The sequence below is a fragment of the Streptococcus sp. CL9.43 genome (assembly GCF_049737935.1).
GTDB lineage: Bacteria > Bacillota > Bacilli > Lactobacillales > Streptococcaceae > Streptococcus > Streptococcus infantis_I.
The window spans coordinates 1-17,819 of the sequence record NZ_JBKOTS010000005.1; the positions used below are offsets into that span (position 1 = coordinate 1).

The 17,819-nt window shown below is 41.4% G+C and carries 16 protein-coding genes and 4 tRNA genes; 16 read left to right on the plus strand and 4 right to left on the minus strand.

The features are described 5' to 3' along the window. The first annotated feature begins 14 nt into the window (after window positions 1–14). The 7 genes from ACLNCS_RS07605 to ACLNCS_RS07635 all read left to right on the plus strand — a co-directional run bounded on the left by ACLNCS_RS07605 (window position 15) and on the right by ACLNCS_RS07635 (window position 4,070). Window positions 15–87 (plus strand) — tRNA-Phe (locus tag ACLNCS_RS07605). Window positions 88–106: 19 nt separating this feature from the next. After that, window positions 107–177: transfer RNA gene (locus ACLNCS_RS07610), tRNA-Gly, on the plus strand. Between the two features lie 32 nt (window positions 178–209). Further along, a tRNA-Ile gene (locus tag ACLNCS_RS07615) sits at window positions 210–283 on the plus strand. A gap of 6 nt (window positions 284–289) precedes the next feature. After that, window positions 290–377: transfer RNA gene (locus ACLNCS_RS07620), tRNA-Ser, on the plus strand. A 129-nt stretch (window positions 378–506) separates the two neighbouring features. Continuing rightward, the gene (locus tag ACLNCS_RS07625; protein ID WP_424848070.1) at window positions 507–1,658 is read left to right on the plus strand and encodes a DUF4767 domain-containing protein; all 1,152 of its coding nucleotides are present in this window, start codon (window positions 507–509) and stop codon (window positions 1,656–1,658) included. A gap of 170 nt (window positions 1,659–1,828) precedes the next feature. After that, window positions 1,829–2,557, plus strand: a complete 729-nt coding sequence (locus ACLNCS_RS07630) for an ATP-binding cassette domain-containing protein (RefSeq protein ID WP_424848072.1) — start codon at window positions 1,829–1,831, stop codon at window positions 2,555–2,557. Then, complete coding sequence (locus ACLNCS_RS07635) at window positions 2,550–4,070, plus strand: ABC transporter permease/substrate-binding protein (RefSeq protein ID WP_424848074.1); 1,521 nt, start codon at window positions 2,550–2,552, stop codon at window positions 4,068–4,070. Before ACLNCS_RS07630 ends, ACLNCS_RS07635 begins: the two co-directional genes overlap by 8 nt. 246 nt (window positions 4,071–4,316) lie before the next feature. Here ACLNCS_RS07635 and ACLNCS_RS07640 read toward each other — a convergent pair whose 3' ends face one another. Then, complete coding sequence (locus ACLNCS_RS07640; RefSeq protein ID WP_424848077.1) at window positions 4,317–4,862, minus strand: TetR/AcrR family transcriptional regulator; 546 nt, start codon at window positions 4,860–4,862, stop codon at window positions 4,317–4,319. A gap of 132 nt (window positions 4,863–4,994) precedes the next feature. Between ACLNCS_RS07640 and ACLNCS_RS07645 the strand changes: the two genes are divergently transcribed. From ACLNCS_RS07645 to ACLNCS_RS07655, 3 genes are all read left to right on the plus strand, one after another. Continuing rightward, window positions 4,995–5,885, plus strand: a complete 891-nt coding sequence (locus tag ACLNCS_RS07645) for a cation diffusion facilitator family transporter (RefSeq protein ID WP_424848079.1) — start codon at window positions 4,995–4,997, stop codon at window positions 5,883–5,885. Between the two features lie 223 nt (window positions 5,886–6,108). Next, the gene (gene nmlR / locus ACLNCS_RS07650) at window positions 6,109–6,462 is read left to right on the plus strand and encodes a stress response transcriptional regulator NmlR (RefSeq protein ID WP_424848081.1); all 354 of its coding nucleotides are present in this window, start codon (window positions 6,109–6,111) and stop codon (window positions 6,460–6,462) included. Further along, window positions 6,463–7,500: a zinc-binding dehydrogenase gene (locus tag ACLNCS_RS07655; RefSeq protein ID WP_424848083.1), complete on the plus strand. Its 1,038-nt coding sequence runs from the start codon at window positions 6,463–6,465 to the stop codon at window positions 7,498–7,500. It abuts the gene before it with no gap. A gap of 221 nt (window positions 7,501–7,721) precedes the next feature. Here ACLNCS_RS07655 and ACLNCS_RS07660 read toward each other — a convergent pair whose 3' ends face one another. Then, window positions 7,722–8,723 carry a LacI family DNA-binding transcriptional regulator gene (locus tag ACLNCS_RS07660; protein ID WP_424848085.1) on the minus strand — a complete coding sequence of 334 codons (1,002 nt, stop codon included), beginning with the start codon at window positions 8,721–8,723 and terminating at the stop codon, window positions 7,722–7,724. Window positions 8,724–8,891: 168 nt separating this feature from the next. Here ACLNCS_RS07660 and ACLNCS_RS07665 point away from each other — a divergent pair, with 168 nt between their 5' ends. The 4 genes from ACLNCS_RS07665 to ACLNCS_RS07680 all read left to right on the plus strand — a co-directional run bounded on the left by ACLNCS_RS07665 (window position 8,892) and on the right by ACLNCS_RS07680 (window position 12,696). Further along, complete coding sequence (locus ACLNCS_RS07665) at window positions 8,892–10,070, plus strand: galactokinase (RefSeq protein ID WP_424848087.1); 1,179 nt, start codon at window positions 8,892–8,894, stop codon at window positions 10,068–10,070. Between the two features lie 11 nt (window positions 10,071–10,081). Continuing rightward, entirely contained in the window at window positions 10,082–10,741 is a 660-nt protein-coding gene (locus ACLNCS_RS07670; protein WP_424848089.1) for an HAD family hydrolase, read from the plus strand. After that, the gene (locus tag ACLNCS_RS07675; RefSeq protein ID WP_414266013.1) at window positions 10,741–12,222 is read left to right on the plus strand and encodes a UDP-glucose--hexose-1-phosphate uridylyltransferase; all 1,482 of its coding nucleotides are present in this window, start codon (window positions 10,741–10,743) and stop codon (window positions 12,220–12,222) included. Before ACLNCS_RS07670 ends, ACLNCS_RS07675 begins: the two co-directional genes overlap by 1 nt. A gap of 69 nt (window positions 12,223–12,291) precedes the next feature. Next, window positions 12,292–12,696 carry a PaaI family thioesterase gene (locus ACLNCS_RS07680; protein ID WP_004251500.1) on the plus strand — a complete coding sequence of 135 codons (405 nt, stop codon included), beginning with the start codon at window positions 12,292–12,294 and terminating at the stop codon, window positions 12,694–12,696. Window positions 12,697–12,758: 62 nt separating this feature from the next. On the opposite strand, the gene ACLNCS_RS07685 is transcribed toward ACLNCS_RS07680, so the two are convergent. Together ACLNCS_RS07685 and ACLNCS_RS07690 are read right to left on the minus strand one after the other, a co-directional pair. Then, window positions 12,759–13,145 carry a bleomycin resistance protein gene (locus ACLNCS_RS07685; protein ID WP_424848092.1) on the minus strand — a complete coding sequence of 129 codons (387 nt, stop codon included), beginning with the start codon at window positions 13,143–13,145 and terminating at the stop codon, window positions 12,759–12,761. A gap of 10 nt (window positions 13,146–13,155) precedes the next feature. Beyond that, complete coding sequence (locus ACLNCS_RS07690) at window positions 13,156–13,983, minus strand: exodeoxyribonuclease III (protein ID WP_424848094.1); 828 nt, start codon at window positions 13,981–13,983, stop codon at window positions 13,156–13,158. Window positions 13,984–14,245: 262 nt separating this feature from the next. Between ACLNCS_RS07690 and ACLNCS_RS07695 the strand changes: the two genes are divergently transcribed. Together ACLNCS_RS07695 and ACLNCS_RS07700 are read left to right on the plus strand one after the other, a co-directional pair. Continuing rightward, complete coding sequence (locus tag ACLNCS_RS07695) at window positions 14,246–15,991, plus strand: ABC transporter ATP-binding protein (protein ID WP_424848096.1); 1,746 nt, start codon at window positions 14,246–14,248, stop codon at window positions 15,989–15,991. After that, complete coding sequence (locus ACLNCS_RS07700) at window positions 15,981–17,723, plus strand: ABC transporter ATP-binding protein (RefSeq protein ID WP_424848098.1); 1,743 nt, start codon at window positions 15,981–15,983, stop codon at window positions 17,721–17,723. Before ACLNCS_RS07695 ends, ACLNCS_RS07700 begins: the two co-directional genes overlap by 11 nt. Window positions 17,724–17,819: the final 96 nt, after the last annotated feature.

A 17,819-nucleotide genomic window follows, 5' to 3' on the forward strand; every position in this document is an offset into this window, starting at 1 on the left:
GCTCCCGCAATTTTGGCTCGGTAGCTCAGTTGGTAGAGCAATGGATTGAAGCTCCATGTGTCGGCGGTTCGATTCCGTCTCGCGCCATTTTTTAATATGATACTATGCGGGTGTAGTTTAGTGGTAAAACTACAGCCTTCCAAGCTGTTGTCGCGAGTTCGATTCTCGTCACCCGCTTTGAACTTTGTTCAAGTACCAAGTTTTTACTTGGGCGCGTAGCTCAGGTGGTTAGAGCGCACGCCTGATAAGCGTGAGGTCGGTGGTTCGAGTCCACTCGTGCCCATTAATAGGAGAATTACTCAAGAGGCTGAAGAGGACGGTTTGCTAAATCGTTAGGTCGGGTAACTGGCGCAAGGGTTCGAATCCCTTATTCTCCGTAATTAAAGAGCTTTATAGCTCTTTTTTTATTGTCTTAGTCTTATATTATTCTTTTTATAACTTTTAAATATTTGATATAATGTAAGTGAAGTCACTACAATAATTAGATAACTATAAAGGAGTTTGTTATGGAAGAAAAGGGTATTTTAGGAGTCTTACTAGTTCTATTCGTGAGTCTTTTTATGTTTGGCTGTAGTAATCATAGTTCCGAAAATTCTAATCATGGGCTTAGTTTATCAACAACTGTTAGTCAATCTAATACTAATGAACAAACTTCCGTAGAGTCTAAGAAAAATTTTAAAGAATTCTACAAGCCAGTTTTTGATAATTACCAAAAAATACTTTCTACACCGAAGGATGTAAATGCAATCTCTGGTCTCTATAAGAGTTTACAAGGCACTGAACGCCCTATCAATAGTTGGTCTCTTGAAAATGCGGTTTTTCAATCAGATAAGATGCGTTATGCCTATACGGATCTTAATCAAGATGGTGTAGAGGAATTATTAATAGGCGTCGAGCAATCTAATGGTGATTATTTTATTTCGGGTCTTTATTATCTTGTAAATGAGAAACCGATACTTTTAGCAGAAGGTTTTGTAGCCGGCCATGGTGGTGCTAGAAATTCTATGAATATCTATAAGGGTGGTGATATTCTGGAATTAAGTTGGTCCTCTGGAACAGGAGAAGGTAGAGGCGTACTCTATCATCTGAATTTAAACCAGCAAGCTGCAAGTAAACTACAAGAACAGGATATTCGAGTTCCTGGGAATAAAAGTTTGCACTCTGTCTTTGGTAAGACAGAAGCCGAATTAATGAACTTCAAGCAACTAGATTGGCAGAAATTTGAAAGCTCTACTAGCAGCAAGACTATTTCGAGTGAAGAACAAAAGGCGCCTTGGAATGCTAGCAAGTCTGCTAAATTAGAAGCCTTCATAAAAGGGTGGGGAGAAAGACTAGGACAACCCAATTACCAAAAGGGAATCGCAGGAGGAGATGTGGGGGCTGACCACCTCTATACACTTAGGGATGATGGACCAGGTGAGAAAATGAACGCTGAGTATACGGAGACAGGTCTAGGAAATGCCCAGTACCGAATTGTAGAGCGTTATAGTAATTGGGATAAATTTCCAGATGTTCATAGCTATTACTTTGCTATAACCAACACAGGAGAAGCTATCGTCTTTCATTCACCAACAACTAATGGCGGAGTCATGTACTTAAAACCAACAGAAAATACAGAAATTCAAGCGGAGTTTAAACGTTTGGTGGAAGAAGAATAATCAATCATAATGGAGAGTTTGGCCTTAGCCAAACTTTTTTTTTATATATGATTTCAAATCAAAATTGTTGACAGATGTAATTTCTAGTATTACAATGTTATAATAATGATTACACTCTTATAAAAAGTGAGATAAGGATCTTAGCTTTTAAGGAGATAGTGAGGAAGAATATGATTGAATATAAAAATGTAGTCCTGCGCTACACGGATAAGGACATTTTAAAAGATGTCAATCTCCGCATTGAAAATGGAGAATTCATGGTGCTAGTGGGTCCTTCAGGATCTGGAAAGACCACCATGATCAAGATGGTGAACCGTCTCTTGGAGCCGACTGATGGCAATATATACATGGATGGAAAACGGATCAAGGACTATGATGAACGGGAGTTACGTCTTTCTACTGGTTATGTTTTGCAGGCCATTGCTCTATTTCCTAACTTAACTGTTGCTGAAAATATAGCATTGATTCCTGAAATGAAGGGCTGGAGTAAGGAACAAATCGCCTCTAAAACAGAAGAACTCTTGGATAAGGTTGGTCTACCTGCTGTAGATTATGCTCATCGTTTACCGAGCGAGTTATCGGGTGGGGAGCAACAACGGATTGGCATTGTGCGGGCCATCATTGGGGAACCAAAAATCTTGCTGATGGATGAGCCCTTCTCTGCTCTCGATGCTATCTCCCGCAAGCAGTTGCAAGCTCTCACCAAAGATTTGCACAAGGAGTTCGGTATGACGACCATTTTCGTGACTCATGATACGGACGAGGCCTTAAAATTAGGCGATCGGATTGCTGTTTTACAGGATGGAGAGATTCGCCAGGTCGCTGACCCTGAAACAATTCTACAAGCACCTGCGACAGACTTTGTAGCAAACTTGTTTGGAGGTGGCCTTCATGTCTAATTTCATTTCAACCTTTCAGGAGCGATTTAGTGAATGGGTAACAGCTCTGGGACAACACCTGCAATTATCTCTTTTGACCTTATTGGTCGCTATTTTTCTGACCATCCCACTTGCGGTTTATCTAAATGGTCACAAAAAAGCAGCGACCTGGGTGCTACAAGTTGCAGGTATCTTCCAGACCATTCCCTCAATGGCTTTGTTGGGTCTCTTTATTCCTTTCATGGGAATTGGAACCTTACCAGCCCTCACAGCCCTTGTTATTTACGCTATTTTCCCGATTTTAGAAAATACGATTACAGCCCTGAACGGCATTGATCCTAGTCTTGAGGAGGCAGGGATTGCTTTTGGAATGACCAAGTGGGAGCGACTCAAAAAGTTTGAAATTCCACTGGCCATGCCTGTCATTGTATCGGGGGTTCGTACAGCAACCGTTATGATCATTGGGACAGCAACTCTAGCTGCTCTTGTGGGAGCTGGAGGACTAGGCTCCTTTATCCTTTTGGGGATTGATCGTCGGAATGCTAGTCTCATTTTAATCGGCGCAATCTCATCAGCCATTTTGGCCATTCTATTTAATGTTATTCTCAAATGGTTGGAAAAGGCTAAGTTGCGTACGATTGTTGCAGCCTTTGCGGTGATGCTCCTTGGTTTGGGAGCGAGTTACGCTCCAAGCATGATTCCTCAGAAAGAAAAAGAAAATCTAGTCATAGCTGGGAAATTGGGGCCTGAACCTGAAATTCTCATGAATATGTACAAACTTCTCATCGAGGAAAATACGGATATGACGGTGACGGTTAAACCTAACTTTGGAAAGACAGACTTTCTTTACCAAGCACTGAAAAAAGGGGACATTGATATCTATCCAGAATTTTCTGGAACAGTGACAGAGAGTCTCCTCCAATCATCTCCACAAATTGGGCATGACCCAGAAAAGGTTTACGAGGTGGCTCGTGATGGTATTGCCAAACAGGATCAACTAGCCTTTCTTAAACCCATGGCTTATCAAAATACTTATGCTATAGCAGTTCCTAAAAAAATTGCGCAAGAATATGGGCTTAAGACGATTTCAGACTTGAAAAAAGTAGAAGGACAGCTCAAGGCGGGATTCACTCTGGAGTTTAATGATCGTGAGGATGGAAACAAGGGCTTGCAGTCTGTTTATGGATTGAATCTCAATGTGGCAACCATGGAGCCAGCTCTTCGCTACCAAGCCATCCAGTCAGGGGACATTCAAATTACAGATGCTTACTCAACAGATGCTGAAATTGCTCGCTATGATTTAGTGGTTTTGGAGGATGATAAACAACTCTTCCCTCCTTATCAGGGGGCACCGTTGATGAAGGAAGAATTATTGAAAAAACATCCAGAATTGGAAGCAGTCCTCAATAAACTAGCTGGTAAAATCACCGAGAGCCAGATGAGTCAGATGAACTATCAGGTCGGTGTGGAAGGTCATTCGGCTGAAGAAGTAGCGCGGGACTTTCTCCTTCAAGAAGGAATACTTCAAAAATAAACGTAGAAAAGACTTTATACTAACAAAAACCCCATCTTGTTTAAGACAAGATAGGGTTTTTCTATTAGATTAAAAGTAGTATAAGTGTTAACAAGACAGCTAGTGAAATCCTTATGATGTGATGAGACTTTTTAAACCTGCCACTATCAGGTGATAGAGGGAGAAGGGCAGAGTTAGTATAAGAATGATGAGTGCAAGAAAGATAAAGGTGTACATAGGATTCTTCCTTTCATTTAGTATTTGAATCTATAGTTTTTTAGAGTTCATTTCCATGACGTCTAAGTAAAATCTCACTACTTGGTCTTCCTTATAAGATTTCCCTTTTTTGAGCCACCAGGTTAGTGTTTCGATAAAGTTAGTTACAACAAAGTGCTTGAGGTAGGAAGCAGGAATATTAGGATAGGCAACTTGTAAGTCCTCTGCTACCATGGGGTAAACATGATGTTCTAGCTCTTTCTGTAATTGACGGAGGAAGTAGTCATTTTTTGAGAAAAGGAGGCTGGTGACGTGGTCCTGGTTTTTCTTAAAATGTGAAAAGATATGGGACAAATAAGCTTCTGTAGATATATTTTTCTCGCGTTCAAAAAGATGATGAAAGAGATAACGGCAGAGCTCGTCTAGGAGTATTTCTTTACTTTCATAATGGCTATAAAAGGTGGAACGTCCCACATCTGCGAGATCAATGATTTCTTGAACCGTGATGGTTTCATAGTCTTTTTGGTTGAGTAATTGTAAAAAAGCATTATAAATAGCTTTCCGAGTTTTGGTGATGCGACGATCTTGAGCTGGCATATGGACAATTTGAACAAACTATTCAGTAACGTACAAAGCGAACGGTTTGCTTCTATCCTTTCTTTGAGTTTTAGTGGATAATGATAATGAACAAAGTGTTCATAAATCTATTATAACAAAGGAATGAGAAAGATGAAGGCAAAATATACTGTTTGGGTAGCTTTTTTCTTAAATTTAAGCTATGCTATTGTTGAGTTTATCGCTGGAGGAATCTTTGGTTCGAGTGCTGTTCTTGCTGATTCTGTCCATGATTTGGGAGATGCAATCGCAATTGGGCTATCAGCCTTTCTAGAAACAATCTCCAATCGTGAAGAGGATAGTCGTTACACCTTGGGTTACAAACGGTTTAGTCTCTTAGGAGCCTTGGTAACGGCTGTGATTCTCATGACAGGGTCCGTTTTGGTTATTTTGGAAAATCTAACGAAACTATTTCATCCCAAACCTGTCAATGATGAGGGCATCCTCTGGTTAGGAATCATTGCAGTAAGTATCAATCTGCTAGCTAGTCTAGTGGTTCGTAAAGGAAAAACAAAGAATGAGTCTATTCTTAGCCTGCATTTTTTGGAAGATACCCTTGGTTGGATAGCAGTCATCCTGATGGCCATTATTCTCCGATTTACGGATTGGTATATCTTAGATCCTCTCTTGTCGCTTGTCATTTCCTTCTTTATCTTGTCAAAAGCCATTCCACGTTTTTGGTCGACTCTCAAGATTTTCTTAGATGCTGTGCCAGAAGGAGTAGAGACAGGGGATTTGGAGAAGGATTTGGGGGCTCTGATAAATGTCAAAAGTGTCAATCAACTTAGCATTTGGTCCATGGATGGTTTGGAAAATAATGCCATTATCCATCTTTGTTTAGAGGATTGGGATCAGATGATGGAAACAAAGAATCAAGTACGTCAGCTCTTAGAAGAAAGAGGTGTGCAGAATATTACCATCGAAGTGGACACCAGTCAAAGCAATCATGCGCAACATAAACGGAAGGTAACAGCCTTAGAGCAACCCCATGGGCATCAACACTAGAAAAAGCAACCTTTTGTTGAGGGCTTTTTGATATCTGATTTGAAAGACGCTTTTCCCAACCTTTTTATTTGATTGATGAAAAGGTATGCTAATAAGAGAACTGATAATGAAAAATTTTTTTCGTTTAGATACAAAATGCTTGACTTAGAGTCAACTCAAAGTTATATAATTAGATAAGTGAGTTAGAGTAATTTAAACTCAGTGAATGAAAGGAGGTTAGCCTATGAATATTAAATCTGCCAGTGACTTATTAGGAATTTCAGCGGATACGATTCGGTATTATGAACGAGTTGGTCTTGTACCACCGATTACTCGTACCTCGACTGGGATTCGTGATTTTCAAGACCAGGATATAGAAGCTCTGGAATTTATTAAGTGTTTTCGTTCGGCTGGTGTCTCTGTAGACAGTTTAGTTGACTATATGTCGCTCTTCCAAAAGGGGGATGAAACGAGAGAGGAGAGGCTTGGTATTTTAGAAGAGGAAAAGCAAAAATTAGAAGAGCGCTTGTCTCAGTTACAGACGGCTTTAAATCGCTTAAATCTCAAGATTAAACTTTATAAGGAAGGAAAATTTTAAATGAAATCAGCAGTATATACAAAGGCAGGTCAGGTTGGACTTGCTACAATTGAACGTCCGCAAATTATAGAAGCAGACGATGCTATTATCCGTATTGTCCGCACTTGCGTTTGTGGCTCAGATCTCTGGAGCTACCGCAATCCAGACATTGAAAAGGGGCATCAAAATAGCGGTCACAAGGCTATTGGCATCGTCGAAGAAATCGGAGATGCTATTACAACGGTCAAACCAGGAGATTTTGTCATTGCGCCTTTCACCCATGGCTGTGGGGAATGTGACGCCTGTCGTGCTGGCTATGATGGGACTTGTGATCGCCATATTGGAACTAACTGGTCAGGTGGTGTTCAGGCTGAGTATATCCGTTTCCACCATGCCAACTGGGCGCTGATTAAAATCCCTGGACAACCTTCTGATTATACAGAAGGTATGCTAAAGTCCCTCTTGACTCTTGCTGATGTCATGCCGACAGGATATCATGCGGCGCGTGTTGCAAATGTTCAAAAAGGGGATAAGGTTGTGGTCATTGGCGATGGGGCTGTTGGTCAATGTGCTGTTATTGCAGCTAAGATGCGTGGTGCGTCGCAAATTATCCTTATGAGTCGTCACGAAGATCGACAACAAATGGCCTTGGAGTCAGGAGCGACAGCTGTTGTGGCCGAACGTGGTGAAGAAGGCATTGCCAAGGTGCGTGAAATCCTCGGTGGTGGAGCAGATGCAGCACTTGAGTGTGTTGGCACTGAGGCGGCTGTTGAGCAAGCACTGGGTGTCCTTCATAATGGCGGTCGCATGGGATTTGTAGGAGTTCCACATTATAAGAATCGTGCTCTTGGTTCAACATTTATGCAAAATATATCTGTTGCAGGTGGAGCGGCTTCTGCAACAACATACGATAAGCAATTCTTGCTCAAAGCTGTTCTTGATGGTGATATCAATCCAGGTCGTGTCTTTACTTCAAGCTATAAACTGAAAGATATCGACCAAGCTTATAAGGCTATGGATGAACGCAAGACTATCAAGTCTATGATTGTGATGGATTAATACTCTTCGAAAATCTCTTCAAACCACGTCAACTCTATCTGCAACCTCAAAACAGTGTTTTGAGCTGACTTCGTCAGTCTTATCCACAACCTCAAAGCAGTGCTTTGAGCAACCTGCGGCTAGCTTCCTAGTTTGCTCTTTGATTTTCATTGAGTATAAAAAGAAAAACCTAATAGGATTTGAGAATCTCTATTAGGTTTTTTTATGTTCAAGTGTTGTACTTAATGCAAGGTGCTTTCTCTTAACGTCAGTTTGGTTCCAAGCATAGTGAGGCTTGGAATTTTACGCCCATGAAGAACTTCTCTGTTAAGAATATCCATTCCTGTACGTCCCATTTCTTCGGTGTAGACTGAGATACTGGAAAGGGGTGGGAACACTTGCTTGGTTAGAATAGTATCATTAAAGGAAATAATGCTGACGCGCTCTGGTATGCTGATGCTGGCTTCTTGAAGGGCGCGAAGAGCACCGATTGCCAAACTATCACTAGCTGCAAAAAAGGCTTGTGGAAGTTTCTCTCCTAATTTTTCGATAGCCTCTTTCATTAAGTCGTATCCAGATTGGGCAGTAAATAGACCTTGGAAAATGAATTTCTCGTTATAAATTCCTTTTTCTTGTGTATAGGATTTAAAGTAACCTAAGCGTTTGTCTGCGATGACTTCTTCTTGGTCAGTAGTCGTTTCAAGACCGGATAAGATACCAATCTTCTTAATCCCGTGGTCTGTAAAGTAATCGACTACCTGTCTAACAGCATTATTAAAATCTGTAATGACACAGGTGTGTCCCAAGGCTATGGTGTCACTATCTAGAAAAACTAGAGGTTTTTGATATTCTTCAAATGATGCAATCTGTGCTTGGCTAAATTTTCCAATACAAAGAATTCCAATGACTTCTTCGCTAAGCGTAAAAGGTTGATCATTGAAATAGCGTAAGATTTCGTAATCTAATTCTTGTGCTCTATTTTCGATTCCTAGTCGAATCTGGTAGTAGTAGAGGTCTTCCAACTCACCTTGTTCGCTGACCCACTGGATAATAGCAATCTTTTGTTTCAGTTTGTGACTTTCGCCTGTTTTAAGATGTTTGGTATAACCTAGTTCTTCAGCGACAGTTAAAATACGATGTCGGGTTTCTTCTGTGACAGATAGACTCTGATCGCGATTGAGGACACGGGATACAGTTGCGATTGAGACAGAGGCTAACTGAGCAATATCTTTGAGTGTAGCCATAATTCCCCTCCTTTTTAGGTTATTATATCATATTTTTCTATCTTTTTACTCATAGTTTAGTAAAATATCGGTAAAAATGTTGACCAAAGCAAAACCCTTGGGTACAATAGAAGAAAACGATTACAAGGTAAACTTTTTTACCTAACAAATTGTCAAAGGAGAATTCATATGGCACAACATCTTACTGCTGATGCACTTCGCAAGGACTTTCTTGCTGTTTTTGGTCAAGAAGCAGATCAAACCTTCTTCTCACCAGGCCGTATCAACTTGATTGGGGAACATACTGACTACAACGGTGGGCATGTTTTCCCAGCGGCTATTTCATTAGGAACTTACGGAGCTGCACGCAAGCGTGATGACCAAGTTTTGCGTTTCTACTCAGCAAACTTTGAGGACAAAGGCATTATCGAAGTTCCTCTGGCTGACCTTAAGTTTGAGAAAGAGCACAACTGGACCAACTATCCAAAAGGTGTCCTTCATTTCTTGCAAGAAGCTGGACATGTGATTGATAAAGGATTTGATTTCTATGTCTATGGGAATATCCCAAATGGTGCTGGTTTGTCATCTTCAGCTTCTTTGGAGCTATTGACAGGTGTCGTGGCAGAATACCTCTTTGACCTAAAATTGGATCGTCTAGATTTAGTAAAAATCGGGAAATTGACAGAGAACAACTTTATTGGGGTTAACTCTGGTATCATGGACCAATTTGCTATCGGTATGGGGGCAGACCAACGTGCCATTTATCTGGATACAAATAGTTTAGAATATGACTTGGTTCCCCTTGATTTGAAGGACAATGTTGTTGTTATCATGAATACTAATAAACGCCGTGAACTAGCAGATTCTAAGTACAATGAACGTCGTGCTGAATGTGAAAAAGCAGTAGAAGAACTCCAAGTGGCCTTGGACATTCAAACCTTGGGTGAATTGGATGAATGGGCTTTTGATGAATATAGCTACCTGATCAAAGACGAAAATCGCTTGAAACGTGCGCGTCATGCAGTTCTTGAAAACCAACGTACCCTTAAAGCGCAAGCGGCTCTTCAAGCAGGAGATTTAGACAAGTTTGGTCGTTTGATGAATGCTTCTCATGTTTCACTTGAGCACGATTACGAAGTAACTGGCTTGGAATTAGATACCCTTGTTCATACAGCTTGGGCTCAAGAAGGTGTTCTCGGTGCTCGTATGACAGGAGCAGGTTTTGGTGGCTGTGCGATTGCCTTGGTTCAAAAGGATGCTGTTGAGTCCTTTAAAGAAGCTGTAGGCAAGCACTATGAAGAAATCGTTGGTTACGCTCCAAGTTTCTATATCGCTGAAGTTGCAGGTGGGACTCGCGTTTTAGACTAGGAGAGAAGGATATGGAAGCTGTAATATTTGATTTAGATGGCTTATTAGCCGATACCGAAATCATTTCTCTAAAAGTTTATCAAGAATTGCTTAGAGATTTTGGAATTCCTTTCACAGAAGAAACTTATTCTAGAGACTACAGTGGACATAGGGAAGAGGAGAATGTTCAACGATTTTTGGATACCTATGATTTACCCTGGAACTTTGACCAAACCTTGGCAAAAGTTTATGAACTGGAAGCTCAAATCTTAGCTCAAGGTGTAAATTTAAAAAAAGGTGCTAAAAATTTGCTTACTTATTTGCAAAGAGAAGGCATTCCAATCGCTTTAGCAACTTCAAGTGTTGAATCTCGAGCTAGAATGATCTTGGATAGCAATGGTATACTGTCCCTATTTGACCATCTAGTTTTTGCAAAGGATGTAAAGCGAAGCAAACCATACCCTGATATATTTTTAAAGGCCTGTAGTGATTTGAACGTTTTACCAGAGAATTGCTTGGTACTAGAGGATAGTGAAGCAGGGATTGAAGCGGCATCTAGAGCTGGAATTCCAGTTATTTGTATTCCAGATTTAAAAATACCAGCACAGTCTTTCTTAAATAAAACAGAACAAGTTTTTCAGGATTTGGATGCTGTTAGAGATTATTTAGAAAGTAAGAAGGAGGTTTTCTAGTGACCGTAGTAGAAAAATTTGTTACCAAAGTCATTGCAGAAAGCACCTTTGAAGAGTTGGATCGTATCTATCTGACCAATCGCGTCTTGGCACTGGTGGGAGATGGTGCTCTGGAAGTTAAGACTGACCAGGTTAACTTGATTGACCTTAAAGATCAGCTTGTTGAAGAAGCGGTTCGCTTGGAAACGATTGAAGATAGTCTGGCCTCGCGTGAGATTCTCGGTGCTGACCTAATGGACTTGGTAACGCCGTGTCCGAGCCAGGTTAATCGTGACTTTTGGACAACCTATGCCCAGTCACCAGAGCAGGCAATTGCAGACTTCTACCAACTCAGTCAGAAAAATGACTACATCAAACTAAAGGCTATCGCAAAGAATATTGCTTATCGTGTTCCGTCTGACTACGGTGAACTAGAGATTACCATCAATCTTTCTAAGCCTGAAAAGGATCCAAAAGAGATTGCGGCAGCCAAGTTAGTCAAGTCTAGCAACTATCCTCAATGTCAGCTTTGTATGGAAAATGAGGGCTACCACGGTCGTGTCAACCATCCAGCTAGAAGCAATCATCGTATTATACGTTTTGATATTTCTGGGCAGGAGTGGGGCTTCCAGTATTCGCCTTACGCTTACTTTAATGAGCACTGTATTTTCCTAGATAGCAATCATCGTCCCATGGCTATTAGTCGCCAAAGTTTTGAACGTTTGTTAGCAATTGTGGAGCAGTTTCCGGGTTATTTTGCAGGTTCGAATGCAGACTTACCAATCGTGGGTGGCTCCATCCTGACCCATGATCATTACCAAGGTGGTCGCCATGTATTCCCAATGGAAGTGGCTCCTATTCAGAAAAACTTTACCTTTGAAGGTTTTGAAACTGTCAAAGCAGGGATTGTTCAGTGGCCTATGTCCGTCATTCGACTAACTTCAGATTCTAAAGATGATTTGACAGAGCTAGCGGATAAAATCTTGCTGGCTTGGCGTCAATACTCAGATCCAAGTGTACAGGTCTTGGCAGAAAGTAATGGAACACCGCATCACACTATCACACCGATAGCCCGTAAGCGAGATGGGCAGTTTGAGTTGGATTTGGTCTTGCGGGACAATCAAACATCTCCAGAGCATCCAGATGGTATCTATCATCCCCACAAGGATGTCCAACATATCAAGAAGGAAAATATCGGCTTGATAGAGGTCATGGGTCTGGCAATTTTGCCACCACGCTTGAAGGAAGAAGTGGAGCAAGTAGCAGCTTATCTAGTCGGAGAGGATGTTTCTGTAGCAGATTATCACCAAGAATGGGCAGATGAGTTGAAAGAATCCCATCCTGGATTGACTGACAAAGTACAAGCTCTTGAAATCGTCCAAGAATCTGTTGGAAAAATCTTTGCTCGAGTTTTGGAAGATGCAGGAGTTTACAAGCAAACAGAAGAAGGACAAGCAGCCTTTATGCGCTTTGTGGAGCAGGTTGGTATTTTGCCCGAATAAATGCTTGTCTCTTGCGTAGAGTCTTGAAAAGTAGTATCATAGTGTCGTTTGAAATATCAGGAGGAACGTATGAAAGATTTTCACTTTGACGCTATATCTGCCTTTGAAAATTACGAAATTGAAAAAATGAGAGACGGTCACGTGGTGGTGACAACAAAAGTAGTGGACTCTTCACTCAACTACTATGGAAATGCCCATGGAGGCTATCTATTTACCCTATGTGATCAAATTAGTGGTCTTGTGGTGATTTCGCTAGGATTAGACGGGGTGACACTCCAGTCTTCCATCAACTATCTGAAAGCCGGAAATCTAGGAGATGTTCTCACTATCAAAGGAGAATGTGTCCATCAAGGACGCACCACTTGTGTCGTCGATGTTGACATTATCAACCAAGATGGCCGAAATGTCTGCAAGGCAACCTTCACCATGTTTGTCACAGGACATCGATCTGAAGATAGACAGGTGAGGATATAGGAAACAAAAAAGAGGCAAACGCCTCTTTTTTTATTACTTTCCCACTCTAATGCTTTATTATTCTATTCACTAAATCTTAAAAAATAGCCATCTGGGTCTAGAATTGCAAATTCATGAGGGTAGATATATTGTTCGCCAACTCGAAATTCTCTTTTGGTCAATGGACGATGAATAGGATAGTTAGACTCGATTACTTTCTGATAGAGCCTAGGGACATCCTCTATACCAAAGGAGATATTGACTCCACGACCAAATGGGTAGGTTAGTTCAGCTAATTCATCCTTTGTTCCCTCCTCTAGCATGAGCTGGCAGTCTTCAAGCGAAAGGAAGAGAAATTTTTCCTCTGGACGCTCGTATTCGACAGAGAATCCCAATAAGTCGCAGTAGAAGTGACGCGATTTCTCGATATCCGATACGACAAATTCAGGGATGACAGCTTGATAGTCCATTGTTTTCTCCTTAGAAATCAATCTCCATGACAATCGGTGTATGGTCTTGGCGTGCGCCTGAGTCAATCATGTCTGACTTGCTAACCTTGTCTGCTACACGGTTACTTGTAAGCCAGTAGTCGATTCTCCAGCCTGTGTTGTTGATTTTTGAAGTCTTGCTGCGTTGTGCCCACCAAGTATAGCGTTCTGGCACATCGCCATGGATATGGCGGAAGGTATCTGTAAATCCTTTGGCTAAAAGGTTTGTAAATCCTTCACGTTCTTCGTCTGTAAATCCTGGTGAACGGCGGTTGCTGGCTGGGTTGGCAAGGTCAATTTCCTTGTGGGCAACGTTATAGTCACCTGTAGCAAGGACAGGCTTTTGCTTGTCTAGCTGAGCTAAGTACTCTGCATATTTGACATCCCAGACTTGACGTTCTTCCAAGCGTTTGAGTCCATCACCAGCGTTTGGTGTGTAAACTTGAGTCACGAAAAATGTATCAAATTCTAGGGTAATGATGCGTCCTTCAGAATCCATAGTAGAAGGGGCACCGATTTCCGGGAAGCTGATAGTTGGAGTCAGTTCTTTCTTATAGAGGAACATAGTTCCAGCATAGCCTTTACGAGCAGGTTCTTGAGAGGAACGCCAAGTATTTTCATATCCAGGGAAGAGTTCTTCTAACACCTCGAGGTGTTTTTTAGTAGGCCCTGTAGCTGAAAGCTTGGTTTCTTGGATGGCGATGATATCAGCGTCTTCGGCTACCAAGGTTTGGAGGACGTCTTGTGATAATTTCGCACGCGCAGAATCACTCGTCAACGCTGCATTGAGGGAATCAATGTTCCATGAGATCAATTTCATAATGTTTACCTTTTCATTCAGATTATAGACAATATTATACCAGAAAAAGAAGTATTTCCCCAGCGTATAGTTTGAAAAATCCAGGTCATTCCTTTATAATAAAGAATGATTTATGTAAAAGATTGAAAATAAATGAAATGTTACTCCTTTGAGTATCTTTATCTCTGAATATGACAAAGTTTAAGTTAGTGTCATCACCTATGAATAGGAAAAACCTGAGGCAGTCGCCTCAGGTTTCCATTTGTTATTAGAAAGGAATTTTATGTCCATCATCCAAAAACTCTGGTGGTTTTTTAAATTAGAAAAACGCCGTTACCTAGTTGGAATTGTAGCTTTGGTTTTGGTTTCTGTACTAAACCTTATCCCACCTATGGTCATGGGGCGCGTGATTGATGCCATCACTTTGGGACGATTAACACAAGATGAGCTCCTGCTTCATCTCTTTTATCTCCTGCTGGCAGCTTTCGGGATGTACTATCTGCGTTACGTTTGGCGCATGTATATCCTAGGGACCTCCTACCGACTTGGACAAATCATGCGTTCAAGACTATTTGAGCATTTTACAAAAATGTCGCCTGCTTTTTATCAGAATTATCGGACAGGGGATTTGATGGCTCACGCAACCAATGATATCAATGCTCTGACTCGTTTAGCAGGTGGTGGTGTCATGTCTGCGGTGGATGCCTCTATCACGGCCTTGGTGACTCTGCTGACTATGCTCTTTAGCATTTCTTGGCAAATGACCTTGGTTGCCATTCTGCCCTTGCCATTTATGGCCTATGCGACTAGTCGTCTGGGGAGAAAGACCCATAAGGCTTTCGGAGAATCACAAGCAGCCTTTTCTGAACTCAACAATAAGGTTCAAGAGTCTGTATCAGGTATTAAGGTAACCAAGTCCTTTGGCTATCAGTCTGATGAATTGGCATCTTTCCAGGAAGTTAATGATTTGACCTTCCAAAAAAATCTGCAAACCATGAAATATGATAGTCTCTTTGACCCGATGGTTTTGCTCTTTGTTGGTTCTTCCTATGCCTTAACTCTCTTAGTCGGTGCCTTTATGGTGCAAGCAGGACAGGTAACTGTCGGGAACCTTGTCACCTTTATCTCTTACTTGGATATGTTGGTCTGGCCCTTGATGGCTATTGGTTTCCTCTTTAATATTACTCAAAGAGGGAAGGTTTCTTATCAACGAATTGAGAACCTCTTGTCTCAAGAGTCACCTGTCAAAGACCCAGAATCTCCACTTGAAGGGATTGAAAATGGGCGCTTGGAATATGCTATTGATCGTTTTGCCTTTGAAGACGAAGAGACGCTGAGAGATATACATTTTAGTCTCGAAAAAGGGCAAACCTTGGGCTTGGTTGGGCAAACTGGTTCAGGGAAAACTGCTTTGATTAAATTGCTCCTACGTGAGTATGACGTTGACCAAGGAGTTATTTATCTAAATGGTCATGACATTCGTGACTATCGACTAGCTGACTTGCGAAGTTTGATGGGATACGTCCCACAGGACCAATTTCTCTTTGCTAGTTCTATCTTAGAGAATATTTGTTTTGGAAATCCTGACCTACCTTTCTCTGCAGTAGAAGAAGCGACTCAGTTGGCTCAAGTCTATCAAGACATTCAAGCCATGCCTGAGGGATTTGATACAGTTATCGGGGAAAAAGGTGTCAGTCTATCTGGTGGACAAAAGCAACGTCTGGCTATGAGTCGGGCTATGATTTTAAATCCTGATATCTTGATTTTAGATGATTCCTTGTCAGCTGTGGATGCTAAGACAGAGTTCGCGATCATCGATAATCTCAAGGAAACTCGCAAAGATAAAACGACTATCATCACTGCCCATCGTCTCAGTGCAGTTGTTCATGCTGATTTGATCTTGGTTATGCAAAATGGACAGATTATCGAACGTGGGACTCATGAGGACTTACTAGCCTTGGATGGTTGGTATGCCCAAACCTACCAGTCTCAACAGTTAGAAATGAAAGGAGAAGAAGATGCGGAATAAACAAGAACAATGGGCTGTATTAAAGCGTTTGTTGTCTTATCTTAAGCCTTATGGGCTCCTCACCTTTTTAGCCTTAGCTTTTCTCCTTGCGACAACTGTTGTTAAGAGTATTATCCCCCTGGTAGCTTCTCACTTTATCGACCAGTATCTAAACAACCTTAATCAGCTTGCTGTTACAGTTTTGCTAGTTTACTATGGTCTCTACATTCTTCAAACCATTGTCCAATATGTGGGGAATCTCCTTTTTGCGCGCGTGTCCTACAGTATCGTTAGAGATATTCGACGTGATGCCTTTGCCAATATGGAGAAGCTAGGCATGTCTTACTTTGATAAAACGCCTGCAGGTTCTATTGTCTCTCGTTTGACAAATGACACCGAGACTATCAGTGATATGTTTTCGGGAATCTTATCTAGCTTTATCTCGGCAGTCTTTATATTCGTGACGACCCTTTATACCATGTTAGTTTTGGACTATCGTCTGACTGCTTTAGTCTTGCTCTTTCTGCCTTTGATTTTCCTTTTGGTTAATCTCTACCGTAAAAAATCGGTCAAGGTCATTGAAAAAACCAGAAGTCTACTGTCAGATATTAACAGTAAGCTGGCAGAAAATATAGAAGGAATTCGTATTATTCAAGCCTTTAACCAAGAAAAACGCCTGCAAGAAGAGTTTGATGAGATAAACCAGGAACACTTAGTCTACGCTAACCGTTCAGTAGCCTTGGATTCTCTCTTTTTACGTCCAGCTATGAGTTTGTTGAAGCTGTTGGGATATGCGGTTTTGATGGCTTACTTTGGCTATCGTGGACTTTATCTAGGAATAACGGCAGGAACTATGTATGCCTTTATCCAGTACATCAACCGTCTCTTTGATCCGCTCATCGAGGTAACGCAAAACTTTTCTACTCTTCAGACATCCATGGTGTCAGCAGGTCGTGTTTTTGCACTCATCGATGAGACCAACTATGAACCGGTCCAAGAAAATGGACAAGCCGAGATTCAAGAAGGGAATATCCGCTTTGAACATGTGTCCTTCTCCTATGATGGAAAACACCAAATTCTCGATGATATTTCCTTTACTGTCAATAAAGGTGAAACCATTGCCTTTGTTGGACATACAGGATCGGGAAAATCTTCTATCATCAATGTTCTGATGCGCTTTTATGAATTCCAGTCAGGTCGGGTTCTCCTAGATGGTGTGGATATTCGAGAGTATAGTCAAGAGGAGTTGAGAAAAAACATCGGTTTGGTTCTACAGGACCCCTTCCTCTATCATGGGACCATTAAGTCCAATATCGCCATGTACCAAGATATCAGCGATGACCAAGTCAAGGCTGCAGCAGAATTTGTCGACGCAGATTCCTTCATTCAGGATCTTCCTTTAGGTTATGATGCTCCTGTATCCGAGCGTGGTTCGAGTTTTTCAACCGGTCAACGTCAACTTCTTGCCTTTGCTAGAACTGTTGCCAGTCAACCTAAAATCTTGATTTTGGATGAAGCGACAGCCAATATCGACTCTGAAACAGAAGCTCTGGTTCAAAATTCCCTAGCTAAGATGAGACAAGGTCGGACAACCATTGCCATCGCCCATCGCCTTTCTACCATTCAAGATGCTAATTGTATCTATGTCCTTGACAAGGGACGTATTATCGAAAGTGGAACCCACGAAGAACTCCTAGCATTGGGTGGAACCTATCACAAGATGTATAGTTTGCAGGCAGGGGCTCTTTCCTAAGGAAGAATTCCTTTAAAACACAGATTTCTTGCACTGCCTCTTTCATTTTGTGGTATAATGTAGAATGTTAATAAAGATTATATATAAAAAACAGAG